We start from the raw sequence: 12772 nt of genomic DNA, 5'->3' as shown, positions 1-12772 counted from the left end.
TTCTTGGCATCCGGATCAGTAGGCACAGGCAGCACAAAGGCACGTCGTCCCTATAAAACGAATGCAGACCGGAAAAATTAGCGATTGAGAGGAACTATCAGAAAGGTAGCCGCAAGCTCAAAGTTGCGAGCGGCAAGAAGGAGCAACTGCGGACAGAGAGCACGCAGTTGCCGGTTGATATTCAGGCGCTCACGGCCAGCGCATGGCGCCGGTGATGAACCTCAAGTTGATCCTTGATCACCTTGAGCACCTTGGCTTCGTGCTCATGGATGAAGAAGTGTCCGCCGGCGAGCATGTCCACGGAAAAGCTGCCGGTGGTTTCCTTGCTCCAGCCGATCAACTGTTCGGTACTGGCCTTGTCGGCCTTGCCGCCCACCACATGCACCGGGCATTTGAGCAGCGGGCGCTGCAACGGCTGGAATTTTCCGCAGAGCAGGAAATCCGCACGCAGGATCGGCAACGTCAGACTCATCAACTCTTCGTTGGCCAGCACTTCTTCGCTGGTGCCGTTGAGCGTGCGCAACTGCTCGATCAGTTCGGCGTCGGTCTTGGGGTCGGCGAAACCTCGGTCGTACTCGGCGCGCATGGTCGGCGCGGCGGTGCCCGAGGCGAACAGCGCCACCGGTTCCGGGCAGCCCAGCGCCCTCAGCGCATGGGCGATTTCGCAGGCCATCAACGCACCCAGGCTGTGGCCGAACAAAGCATACGGGGTCTTGAGTGTCGGGCGCAGTTCCTGGCCAACTGCATGGCCAGCACGCGCATGTCGGTGTGCAGCGGTTCGTCGAACCGTGCGCCCCGCCCCGGCAGTTCCACCGGCTGCAGTTGCAGCCACTGCGGCAGCTTGGGCCGCCAGCGGCTGTAGACCATGGCACTGGCGCCGGAATACGGCAGGCACAGCAGGGTCAGCTTGGTCACCACGTTTCCCTCGAAAAAAGTCTCTTCAAGGGGTACGGATCAGCGTCGTGGCAAATTAGTCGACGGGCGTTAAATTTCCCCGTCGGCGCCACTGACATGGGCAAAAGTCATTTCAGGTGACGGAAGCTCTGCACCGCCGAACACAACACCACCGCCCCGGCAGCAATCGCCAACCAAAAACCGCTGCGGGCGCCGAAAGCATCCACCAGCGCGCCGGAACCTGCAGCGCCGATGGCCACACCGATGCTCAGGCCGGTCACCAGCCAGGTCAGGCCTTCGGTGAGCTTGGCCGGCGGCACAATGCGTTCGATCAACGCCATCGCCACGATCAGGGTCGGCGAGAAGAACAGCCCGGCGATGAATACCGCCAGGGCCAGGCCGAAGATGTTGGTCGCCAGCAACAGCGGCAGCGTGGTCACTGCGGTCGCCAGGCCGCCGTAAAGGAACAGGCGCGGCAACGGCAGCTTCGAGCGCATCGCCCCGAACGCGATGCCCGCCAGGCAGGAACCGATGGCATACACCGACAACACGATGCTTGCCGCTGCCGGTTGCCCCTGCTGCTGGGCGAACGCGACGCTGACCACATCGACCACGCCGACGATCATGCCCATGGCGACCATCAACAGCAGCAGCCATTGCACGTCGGTGGAACGAATGATCGAGCCCTGATGATGGGATTCATGCGGATGCACCGGCGGCTCGGTGCTGCGCTGGGCGACGAATGCCGTCACGCCGATGGCCAGCATGATCAGCGCTGCCAGTGGCCCGGCTTCGGGAAACACGCTGACGCACAGCCCCACCGACAGCGGCGGCCCGACAATGAAGCAGACTTCGTCGAGCACCGACTCCAGCGCATAAGCGGTCTGCAATTGCGGCTGGCCGCGATAGATTTCCGTCCAGCGCGCCCGCACCATCGCCGACATGCTCGGCATGCAACCGGCCAGCGCGGCACAGACGAACAGCGTCCAGTTCGGCGCCTGCAAACGGGTGCACAGCAACAACATCAGCAACGCCCCGCCACCGATCAGCGCCGACACCGGCAGAATCCGCCCCTGACCGTAACGGTCCACCAGCCGCGACACCTGCGGCGCGCAGAATGCGGTGGCCAAGGCGAAAGTTGCCGCCACGCCACCGGCCAGCGCATAGCCGCCGGTCAACTGCGAAAGCATGGTGATCACGCCGATGCCGGTCATGGAGATCGGCATGCGCGCGATCATCCCGGCCATCACAAAGGCCCGGGCGCCGGGGGCGTTGAACAGTTCGCGGTAAGGGTTTGCCATCGGTTGTTGCCTCATCAGGGGCGGCCAACTTGCCACAAAGCCTGACGGGCGGGAAAGCGAGGAATTGTTGGTGGAATGTGAAGACGCTGGCTTTGCAGGTTGAACAGTCGAGATCCCGGTTTGGCAATAGCCGGATCGATGACAGATCCGATACAGAACAGATGGTCAGATGCTTTTAAAACAGGATCAGTTGCTGCTTAAACGGTCTAAAAACACGATTGCAGGCCACGTTCTCGCGCACTAGATTCGAATCAGATCACACGTCTGAATTTCCCTACGTTGTCTGGTTGGCAGTAACACCAAAGTAGCGAAGACACACCGGAGTCTGGCTATGGAAGAGTTGCTGATACTCGTCAACGCACATGACCGAAAACTGGGCTGCTCACCGAAACTGCAGGCTCATCGCCAAGGCTTGCTGCATAGAGCCTTCTCGATCTTCATCTTCGACACCCACGATCGCGTCCTCCTGCAACAACGCGCACTTGGCAAATATCACTCTCAGGGACTGTGGACCAATGCATGTTGCGGTCATCCGCGCAATGGCGAGCGCACCCTGGCGGCAGCCAGACGCCGTCTGCAGGAAGAAATGGGCCTCACTTGTCCACTGAGGAAAGTCTCCACGCTGCTCTATCGCGAACCGGTAACAAATCAACTGATCGAGCATGAGTTCGATCACATATTCGCCGGCATCAGTCATGTCGACCCTGTCGCCAATCCCGCAGAGGCTCACGCCTGGCAATGGTTGAGCATTGCCCGGGTTCACCAGTCTGTCTCAGCGGAGCCTGACAAGTTCAGCATCTGGTTTCGTCGGCTCTGTGAACACAACGGGCCGGCCGACTTGAGGCGATGGCAAAACCTCGCGATGCATCGCGAACGCAGATTCAACGATCCCTCAGGGTGAGCATCCCTTTCAAGGAGATATCGTCATGACCCCATCATCTGCAGTCACACAACCTCGCAGCGCAGTGGCTCCCTTTGTCGTGCGAAGGTTGCGTTGCCCCGCACCGACCCGCATTGATGAACCACTGGGCCAGGTCGTCAACGAGCGCTTGATGGACTGGCTGCCAGCCATTGGCATTTTCGAGGGCCGACTGCAAAAGATCCGCTCCTCCGACTTCGGGCGCTACGCGATGCTGTGCCACGCGGACACCGATGACCCGGACAGGTTGCTGTTGGCGGCCCAGTGTTTTGCAGCCCTGTTCGCCGTGGATGACTACTATTGCGACGACCGGACATTGGGCGGCAACCCCGAGAAAGTGGCAGAGCGACTTTCGTTCGCCATGACCGGCCTCGACCCGGTTTACTTGCCTCCCCGTTCGACGACGAGTTATTGCAGCAGCAAACGCGCGACCCGGTCATTCGTGGCCTTCTCGCTTACATGAGCCGGGTCGCTCGATTCTGCACGCCATCCCAGGTGGCGCGGGTCCGGCAGATTACCATTGCGATGTTCGTGACCATGGCTGCCGAAGGGCCCTGGCGCCTGTATGGAACTCAACCCACCGTTGCCGAGTATCTTGCCAGCAGGCAGGTCAACAGCTTCTGGCCATGCCTGGTATTGATCGATCCGATCGGCGGCTATGAAGTCCCGGCCAACACGTACTCCGATCCAGAGATTCACCACATCACCGCACTCGCCTCGCTGGCGACCACGCTGGTCAACGATCTGTATTCCGCCTACAAGGAGCACTTGAACGAAACCGGAGACTTCAAGCTGCCTTACCTGCTGGCAGCCAGGCACAACTGTTCGCTACAAGAGGCAATCGACCTGACGGCCGATATCCACGACGCGGTAATGGAAGAATACGAACGCCTGCACGGTACGTTGATGAAAGGCACGCGCTCGCCGGTATTGCGGCGCTACCTCACAGGCTTGAAGACATGGATTGGCGGCAATCTGGAGTGGCATAAACACAGCGCGCGTTACCACGTCTGATTCTGTGCACTCCTGCGGGTCTGGACCTGTTTGCCTGGTCTGCCGCACTCGGTCTGAACTCTGACTCAAGGATATCGGTCAGTTGATCAGATCCCCGTACAAGGTGCGACTGTTCATGCAGATTTCCCTCGCCCGCCAGGTAGCACTCGTCACCGGCGCCAGTTCCGGCATCGGTCATGGCGCCGCCAAAGCCCTGGCCGCCGCCGGTGCCGCCGTGGTCATCAACTACAACCGCCAGGCCGAACCCGCCGAAGCGCTGGCCCGGCAGATCGTCGCCGACGGTGGTCAGGCCATCGCCATCGGCGCCGATGTTTCGAAGGAAGAGGACGTGGAGCGGCTGTTTCAGCAGACCCTCGACGCCTTCGGCACGCTGGACATTCTGGTGGCCAATTCCGGCCTGCAAAAAGACGCGGCGGCTGTGGATATGTCGCTGGCGGACTGGAACACGGTGATCGGCGTCAACCTCACCGGACAGTTCCTCTGCGCCCGCGCCGCGCTGCGGATCTTCAATCGCCAGGGCGTGCGCGAAGGCGTGTCCCGGGCCGCCGGCAAGATCATTCACATGAGTTCGGTGCACCAGCGCATTCCCTGGGCCGGGCATGTGAACTACGCGGCGTCCAAGGGTGGCGTCGATCAATTGATGCAGACCCTGGCCCAGGAAGTCAGCCACCAGCGCATCCGCATCAACGGCATCGCGCCGGGGGCGATTCGCACGGCGATCAATAAGGACGCCACCGAAGGCGACGCCGGCCAGGCTTTGCTCAAACTCATTCCTTACGGGCGCATCGGCGATGTCGAGGACGTGGCCAACGCGGTGGTGTTCCTAGCCTCCGATGCCTCTGACTACATCGTCGGCACCACCCTGTTCATCGACGGCGGCATGAGCCTCTATCCGGAGTTCCGTGGCAATGGCTGAGCATCCTTCCGAACGACAAAGCCCCATCGACGCCCACGGCATCATTGGCGACATGCGCAGCGCGGCGCTGGTCAACGACAAGGGCAGCGTGGATTTTTTCTGCTGGCCGGAGTTCGACAGCCCGTCGATCTTCTGCTCGCTGCTGGACACGCCCGATGCGGGGATTTTCCAGTTGGCCCCGGACCTGCCCGATGCCCGGCGCGAGCAGATTTATTTGCCGGATACCAACGTCCTGCAGACCCGCTGGCTCAGTGACCATGCCGTGGTGGAAATCACCGATCTGCTGCCCATTGGCGACAACGATGAGGCGTTACCGGTTTTGATCCGCCGGGTTCGGGTGGTCAGCGGGCAGGCAACGTTTCATCTGCGCTGCGCCGTTCGGCATGACTACGCTCGCGCTGAAACGCGCGCGGTCGTCGATAAAAAGGATGTGCTGTTCAGCGCCAGCGGGCAGCCGACATTGCGGCTGGCCTCGGATCAAGCCTTGAGCGTCGATCACGATGCGGCAGTCGGGCAATTCACCCTCAAGCAAGATGAAACGGCAGCGTTCATGCTCGGCGCCAGCGACGATCCGCGTTTTGCCGAAGGCGCCGCCAAGCTGTGCATCGAACGCACGCTGAAGTTCTGGCGCGACTGGATCGGCCAGTCCAACTATCGCGGTCGCTGGCGGGAAATGGTCAACCGCTCGGCCCTCGCCCTGAAGCTGCTGACCTCGCGCCAGCACGGCGCAATCCTCGCCGCCGCCACCTTCGGCTTGCCGGAAACACCCGGCGGCGAGCGTAACTGGGACTATCGCTACACCTGGATCCGCGACGCCTCCTTCACCGTCTACGCCTTCATGCGCCTGGGCTTTGTCGACGAAGCCAACGGCTACATGCGCTGGCTGCGCGGGCGGGTCAGTGATTGCAGCGGTCAGCCGATGAAACTCAACATCCTCTACGCCATCGACGGCCGCCAGGAACTGCCGGAAACCGAACTCACGCATTTGTCCGGGCATGGCGGCGCGAAGCCGGTGCGGATCGGCAATGGCGCCTACGACCAGATTCAACTGGATATCTTCGGCGAACTGATGGACGCCGTTTATCTGGTCAACAAATACGGCGATGCGATTTCCCACGAAGGCTGGAAACACGTGATGGAAGTGGTCGATCAGGTCTGTGAGACCTGGCAGACCAAGGATGTAGGCATCTGGGAAATGCGCGGTGAGCAACATCACTTCCTGCACTCACGACTAATGTGCTGGGTGGCGCTGGACCGGGCGATCCGCCTGGCCTCGAAACGCTCGCTGCCGGCGCCTTTTGCGCGCTGGGACCAGACCCGCCAGGCGATCCACGCCGACATCTGGGACAACTTCTGGAACCCGGAGCACGGGCATTTTGTGCAGTACCAGGGCGGCACCGCGCTGGATGGTTCGATGTTGCTGATGCCGCTGGTGCGTTTCGTCAGCGCCAAGGACCCGCGCTGGCTCGCGACACTGGAAGCCATCGAAAAACATCTGGTGCGTGACGGCATGGTTTACCGCTATCGCAATGATGATTCGGGGATCGACGGCTTGTCAGGCACCGAGGGCGCCTTCGCTGCGTGCTCGTTCTGGTATGTGGAATGTCTGGCCCGCGCCGGGCAACTGGAAAAGGCCCATCTGGAATTCGAGCAATTGCTGCGTTATGCCAATCCGCTGGGGTTGTACGCGGAAGAGTTCGATAACCGTGGCAGGCATCTGGGCAACACGCCCCAGGCGTTGACCCATCTGGCGTTGATCAGTGCGGCGAGTTTTCTTGATCGCAAGTTGAGTGGGGAGAAGAATTACTGGCAGCCTTGATTGGAGGCTTCCTTATATTTCCCATGGAAATATCCATAGAAAAACACACTCTAGGAACAAAGGATTTGGGGCAGAAGCATTTTCTAAAATGAGAACTGCCCCACAATTTTTGGCTACACAGAACAAAATGCGGTTTGGACGGGGCACTGACCGGAGCGTCATCATGCAACCTCAAACTGTCCTGGAGCTTTTCAAACAAAACGTTAAGCAGTTTCCCCTTCACATTGCCCTCCACAGCCTTGAACGGCAGCTCACTTACGCTGAACTCGATAGCGAAAGTGACAAAGTCGCCGGTTTTCTGATTCAGAACAACATCACGCAGGGCCAGCGGGTGCCCATCATCGGGCATCGCTCCATCGAGCTGATCGTCGCCCAGCTTGGGGTCATCAAGTCCACGGCCTGTCATGTCCCGATCGATGCCCGCCTGCCGGATAACCGCAAGCGCAACATCATTGATCAATGCGCGGCTGAAATCGTGCTGGTTACAGACAGTGACGATGCTACGGATTGCGCAGTCCCCAAGCGTTCCATCAAGGCAATTCTGGAGTCCTCCTTATCCGCTGCGCTATTGAAAACGCCCAAGGCCGAGGATGTCGTGTACGTGATTTTCACGTCCGGCACGACCGGCCAGCCCAAAGGGGTCGAGATTGAACATCACTCGTTGCTGAATCTGATCGAATGGCACAACGAGCACTTTGCAATGACAAGCGACTGCCGCTCGACGCTAATAGTCGGTGTTGGTTTTGACGTATCGCAATGGGAGATCTGGGCGCCATTGTGCGCTGGCGCCACCCTTTACATCCTGCCGGACGAAATACGCAGCAGTGTTCCGGAGCTCCACGATTTCTACTGCGAACACTTGATCACTCATGCCTATGTGCCGACGGTGCTGGTCAGTGAATTGATCCGGCATCCCCACACCTCGAATCTGGTTTTGCAGTATCTGTTTACCGCCGGTGAAAAACTGCCGTCCATCGAGACACAAGACCTGAACTACAGATTGGTGGATTACTACGGCCCCACGGAAGCAACGATCTATACAACGTGTCGGGTTTTCGATCAGTCCGGCGATCACGGCGTGTCCTCGATAGGGTTTCCGGTCGCTGACACGCGAGTGTTCATTCTGGATGAGAAATTCGAATCCGTTTCGGCGGGCAGTATTGGCGAGCTGTACATCAGTGGCCAATGCCTGGCGCGCGGCTACCTGTCCAGCCCGGAGCTGACTGCACAGCGCTTCATCACATTGCCATCCCTCAACCTGCAGGCGTATCGCACCGGCGACCTCGCACGCTTCTTGCCCGACGGCAGCGTTCAGTACCTGGGGCGCAACGACGACCAGTTGAAAATTCGCGGTTACCGGATCGAACCGGGAGATGTGGAGGCAGCCCTTTTGCGCCAGCCCGGTGTGAAGACGGCAGTCGTCTGGGTGGACGCGAACGAAGGACCTGCCGGCAAACGCCTGATTGCGTTCGTGGTGCCAACGGCTGATGCAAAGACAGGCGACCTGATCGGAGCCTTGAAAATCGGCATGAAAAAAGAAGTGCCGGACTACATGTTGCCGGCCCGCTACTTACTGCTGAAAAACATCCCCTGCACCCTCAATGGCAAAACGGACAAACAGGCACTTCAGGCACACTTCGCCGCCGCATCAAATGATGCGCCGAAAATCGATATCGCCAATGACACTGAGGCGCGTATCGCCGCCATCTGGCAGCAGCATCTGGGCCACGCCGACTTCACAACTCGCGATAATTTTTTTGAGATCGGAGGCCACTCATTGATGGCGGCGGCTGTCCTGCGAGACATTTCGGAACGACTTCAGGTCCCTGCGTACATCCGGGATCTTTACGAGTTCTGCTCCATCAAAGCCTTGGCCGCAGAACTGAGTCGAAGGAAGAACGCCGCTGCCCCGATACCGCAAAGCGAACCGGTGCGCGCGCTGGAGGACGATATAAACCTGCCGCCGACTTTCGCTCCCGCCGACCGTTTCAGCGAGCAGCAACTGACAGCGCCGCAACACATCATGCTCACCGGAGCCACGGGCTTCATTGGTGTTCACTTGCTTGAAACACTTCTGAGGACTACCGACGCGAAGATCCATTGCCCAGTGAGGGCCGCCAACCCTCTTTTGGCCCGGCAACGAGTGACCGCCACGCTTGAACGCTACAAAATCCGCCTCGAATCGAATGATGTGATGCGCATCGACACCTTCCCGGCCGACCTCTCCGAACCGCAACTTGGCCTTGAGCAAACGCTGTATGCACGGCTGTGCGACCTGATTGACGTCGTTTATCACTCCGCCAGCGCCGTCAATTTCATTCAGCCTTATTCCCACATGAAGAAGGACAATGTTGAGGGGCTTAAACAGGTCATCGACTTTGCCGTCCGCAGCCGACTCAAACCGCTGATTCTGCTGTCGACCATCTCGGTCTATAGCTGGGGGCATCTGCACACCGGTAAAACCACGATGTATGAGCATGACGACATCGATCAGAACCTGCCCGCCGTCGTGACCGACCTGGGTTATGTGCGCAGCAAATGGGTCATGGAAAAAATCGCCGATCTGGCCGCGAAAAAAGGCCTGCCACTGATGACCTTCCGCCTGGGTTACGCCACTTGCGACAGCCGTACCGGTGAATTCGCCGGCTATCAATGGTGGAGCCGGCTGATCCAGACCTGTCTGGCGTTCAAGGCCATACCCGCGCTGACCAACCTGCGCGAAGGCCTGACGACCGTCGACTACATGTGCGAAGCGATCGGCTGTATTTCCCGCAACACGCTGGCCCTTGGCAAAAAATTCAATCTCATCCCCTCGCCCGAGAAGAATCTGACCCTCGAAGATTTTTTCGCCCGGCTGGAAACCCATTGCGGTCTGAATTTCGCCCGCCTGCCGTTCAACGACTGGGTCGATCTCTGGAAAACCAACCCACGGGCCCCGCTTTATCCACTGTCGAGCCTGTTTCGGGACAAGATCGTCGACAATCAGTCCACCGTGGAGCTTTACCAGAACACCTATCTTTGGGGTTGTTCCAACGTCCAGCGTTTTCTTGAAGGCAGTGGCATACGGGAGCCGGAGTTCGACGCAAAACTGCTGATCCCGTACCTGAAAAAGATCCAGGAATCCCCTTTCGTAGCGTGATCAAACTGCAATTTTGCGACTGGACATGACCGATTCGCGCTGCGACTTCGTCATGTCTGGTCGTTTCCCGTCATCCATTTACTGATCTTCCCAACTGAAAAAGCACCAGACACAGTCAGAAAAATGCTCTTTCTCTCCAACATTTGTAGGAAAAGACTGACTCAATGGGTTTTCTCCCACACGTCAACATCCTGATACCCGCTTCAGTCATCAAACGCTGAATCCTGTTGCACCTTGGCTATGCGGGTTATCAACAGCAATCTGGTTGCAGCCACGTGCGTTTAAGAGTCGATAAACACTTGTCAGCCTCCCAGCAAGCCTTCCCCATCCTTCGCACTTACACCCCGAAATACCTTGTTGCCAGCGGTTACATCCCCCCTACCATCCACCGCAACGGGCACAGCGGAGCTGTCCAATAAAAACCCGATTCAAGGAACCAGAATGAGCCAACGCATCCACCGCCCCATCGATTCCCCTCTGCGCACGGGCCTGACCCGCGACGAACTGTGGGAAGCCGCCGACAAGGGCCTGATCAAATGCTGGGAAATCGGCCGCCAGCGCGCCGCCCGCTTCCCCGACCTCGCTCAACGCTGCAGCGCCGATGAACTGCCGGTACTGGGCTGGAAAGGTGGCGTGAGTCGCAGCCTGAAGAAGAATGAAAAGTACGGATCGCTGAAATATCTGGCTCAGTGGCAAGGATTGCGTGGGGAAGATCTGGATATTGATCTGGGTTCCGAGCGGGTCATGACCTGTTCGCGGACGAAAATGGTGGTGACGTTTACGCCGGATCGCAGCAAGTATTTCAATCAGGTGGCGGAAGCCGAAACTTGAGGAATCCCGTATGACCCAAGCCGTGATGCAGTTTTGCAAGACTGAAAGTCTGACCATCGCCTATGAGCGTCACGGCCCGGAAAACGGCACGCCGGTCATCCTGCTTCACGGCTTCCCCTACTCCCCCCGCGCCTACGAAGAAATCGCCCCGCCCCTCGCCGCCAAAGGCTACCGGGTGATCGTGCCGTACCTGCGCGGTTACGGGCCGACCCGTTTCAACAGCCCGGACACGTTGCGTTCCGGCCAGCAAGCGGCGCTGGCTCAGGATCTGCTGGATCTGATGGACGCACTGGGTATCAAGCAAGCGACGCTGTGCGGTTATGACTGGGGTGGTCGGGCGGCGTGCATTGTGGCGGCGCTGTTCCCGGAGCGGGTGCGCGGGTTGGTGACGGGCGACGGCTACAACCTGCAAGACATTGCGCATTCGATCCAGCCGCTGGATCCCGAGACCGAGCATCGCTTCTGGTATCAGTATTACTTCCACACGCCCCGTGGCGTTGAAGGGCTGACGCAGAATCGCCGGGCGCTGTGCGAGTTGCTGTGGCAGTTGTGGTCACCGACCTGGGCGCGGAACGCCGAGCGTTATCCGCTGAGCGCGCCGGCCTTCGATAACCCGGACTTCGTCGAAGTGGTGATTCACTCTTATCGCCATCGCTTCATGTATGCGCCGGGCGATCCGGCGCTGGAGTGGATGGAGCAGGTGCTGGAGAAACAACCGGCGATCAGCGTTCCGACGATTTCGCTGTGCGGTGCCGATGATGGTGTTGGCCCGGCGCCGGAAGACGATGAAGACGCGCAGCACTTTACCGGGGTTTACGAGCGGCGGGTGCTGGCCGGTGTCGGGCATAACATTCCCGAGGAAGCGCCGAACGAGACGATCAAGGCATTACTGGATCTGCTCCAGCGCTGACCGAAAACCGCTCCCGATACGCCTGCGGTGTCACACCCATGGCCCGCAGGAAACTGCGTCTCAAGGTTTCTTCACTGCCAAATCCACAATTGGCCGCGACCCGTTTGACCGGCAACCCGGTATCACTCAACAACCGGCGCGCGGTTTCGACGCGGATCAGTTCGATGGCGCGGGCCGGGGTCTGGCCGGTGTCGGCGCGGTAGTGGCGCACGAAGCTGCGTTCGCTCATGCCGGCCTGTTCGGCGAGGGTCGGGATGCCCAGGTCGCAGGTCAGGTGTTCGGCGATCCACGCATGTAGGTCGTCGAAGCGGTTGCCCTGTTTTTGCAGTGACAGCGTCACGCTGAATTGCGACTGCCCGCCCGGGCGCTGGAGGAACACCACCAGTTGCCGGGCGACGTCCAGGGCCATGTCGCGACCGAGGTCGTCTTCGACCATGGCCAGCGCCAGGTCGATGCCGGCGGTGACGCCCGCCGAGGTCCAGACCGGGCCGTCGTTGATGAAGATCGGATTGGGCTCGACCTGCAAGCGTGGGTGTTGCAGTGCCAGTTGCTCGCAGCGGGTCCAGTGGGTGACGACCCGGCGACCGTCGAGCCAGCCGCTGGCGGCCAGCAGAAATGCGCCGGTGCAGACCGAGGCCACGCGTCGGCAGCCACTGGCATGTTCGCGCACCCAACTCACCAACTCGACATCTTCGGAGGCCGCATACACGCCCCAGCCGCCGGCGATGATCAGCGTATCGCTGGGCTGTTTAGGCAACGGCTCGGCCAAAATCGCCAACCCGGCCGAAGAGTTCACCGCCCCACCGCCGCTGGCGATGACAGTTGGTGCATACGGCGCAGGCAAACCCTGCTGGCGAGCGATGTCGTTGGCCGAGGCGAAGACCTGCAACGGCCCGGTGACATCAAGCAACTGCACATTGGCGAACGCGAGTACGTGGATGGTTTTCGGCATTTGGCGTAATTCGAGGGCTGATTGGCGTATGCGCCAAAACCTACGCGCCTACAGTGAAGCCGTCTACCCCCTTTTCA

General features: G+C 59.7%; 10 protein-coding genes and 1 pseudogene. 8 read left to right on the top strand and 3 right to left on the bottom strand.

Going from position 1 to position 12772, the window contains the following annotated elements; translation table 11 throughout:
• Nucleotides 1-181: 181 nt before the first annotated feature.
• Nucleotides 182-915, bottom strand: a pseudogene (locus tag R1A29_RS08865) (thioesterase II family protein).
• Between the two features lie 107 nt (nt 916-1022).
• Complete coding sequence (locus R1A29_RS08860) at nt 1023-2195, bottom strand: MFS transporter (protein WP_438301186.1); 1173 nt, start codon at nt 2193-2195, stop codon at nt 1023-1025.
• Nucleotides 2196-2526: 331 nt separating this feature from the next.
• On the opposite strand from R1A29_RS08860, the gene idi reads away from it, so the two are divergent.
• The 8 genes from idi to R1A29_RS08820 all read left to right on the top strand — a co-directional run bounded on the left by idi (nt 2527) and on the right by R1A29_RS08820 (nt 11743).
• The gene (gene idi / locus R1A29_RS08855; protein WP_438301185.1) at nt 2527-3096 is read left to right on the top strand and encodes an isopentenyl-diphosphate Delta-isomerase; all 570 of its coding nucleotides are present in this window, start codon (nt 2527-2529) and stop codon (nt 3094-3096) included.
• Between the two features lie 25 nt (nt 3097-3121).
• Nucleotides 3122-3577 carry a hypothetical protein gene (locus R1A29_RS08850; RefSeq protein WP_438301184.1) on the top strand — a complete coding sequence of 152 codons (456 nt, stop codon included), beginning with the start codon at nt 3122-3124 and terminating at the stop codon, nt 3575-3577.
• Complete coding sequence (locus R1A29_RS08845; RefSeq protein ID WP_438301183.1) at nt 3526-4128, top strand: terpene synthase family protein; 603 nt, start codon at nt 3526-3528, stop codon at nt 4126-4128. The genes R1A29_RS08850 and R1A29_RS08845 overlap by 52 nt, the downstream gene beginning before the upstream one ends.
• A gap of 115 nt (nt 4129-4243) precedes the next feature.
• Nucleotides 4244-5044: a glucose 1-dehydrogenase gene (locus R1A29_RS08840; protein WP_438302021.1), complete on the top strand. Its 801-nt coding sequence runs from the start codon at nt 4244-4246 to the stop codon at nt 5042-5044.
• On the top strand, nt 5037-6863 hold the full coding sequence (locus R1A29_RS08835) for a glycoside hydrolase family 15 protein (protein ID WP_438301182.1): 1827 nt from the start codon (nt 5037-5039) through the stop codon (nt 6861-6863). Before R1A29_RS08840 ends, R1A29_RS08835 begins: the two co-directional genes overlap by 8 nt.
• Before the next feature lie 163 nt (nt 6864-7026).
• Complete coding sequence (locus tag R1A29_RS08830) at nt 7027-10002, top strand: amino acid adenylation domain-containing protein (RefSeq protein ID WP_438301181.1); 2976 nt, start codon at nt 7027-7029, stop codon at nt 10000-10002.
• A 441-nt stretch (nt 10003-10443) separates the two neighbouring features.
• Nucleotides 10444-10833, top strand: coding sequence for a hypothetical protein (locus tag R1A29_RS08825; RefSeq protein ID WP_085703523.1), 390 nt, complete (start codon nt 10444-10446; stop codon nt 10831-10833).
• Between the two features lie 10 nt (nt 10834-10843).
• Nucleotides 10844-11743 carry an alpha/beta fold hydrolase gene (locus R1A29_RS08820; RefSeq protein ID WP_438301180.1) on the top strand — a complete coding sequence of 300 codons (900 nt, stop codon included), beginning with the start codon at nt 10844-10846 and terminating at the stop codon, nt 11741-11743.
• Here R1A29_RS08820 and R1A29_RS08815 read toward each other — a convergent pair.
• Nucleotides 11712-12695, bottom strand: coding sequence for a GlxA family transcriptional regulator (locus R1A29_RS08815; RefSeq protein ID WP_438301179.1), 984 nt, complete (start codon nt 12693-12695; stop codon nt 11712-11714). The genes R1A29_RS08820 and R1A29_RS08815 overlap by 32 nt on opposite strands.
• Between the last annotated feature and the right edge of the window lie 77 nt (nt 12696-12772).

This window comes from Pseudomonas sp. NMS19W, assembly GCF_051554255.1.
Taxonomy (GTDB): Bacteria; Pseudomonadota; Gammaproteobacteria; order Pseudomonadales; family Pseudomonadaceae; genus Aquipseudomonas; species Aquipseudomonas kribbensis.
Note: the sequence above shows the minus strand (reverse complement) of the source record. Positions and strands in the feature narration are given on the sequence as shown.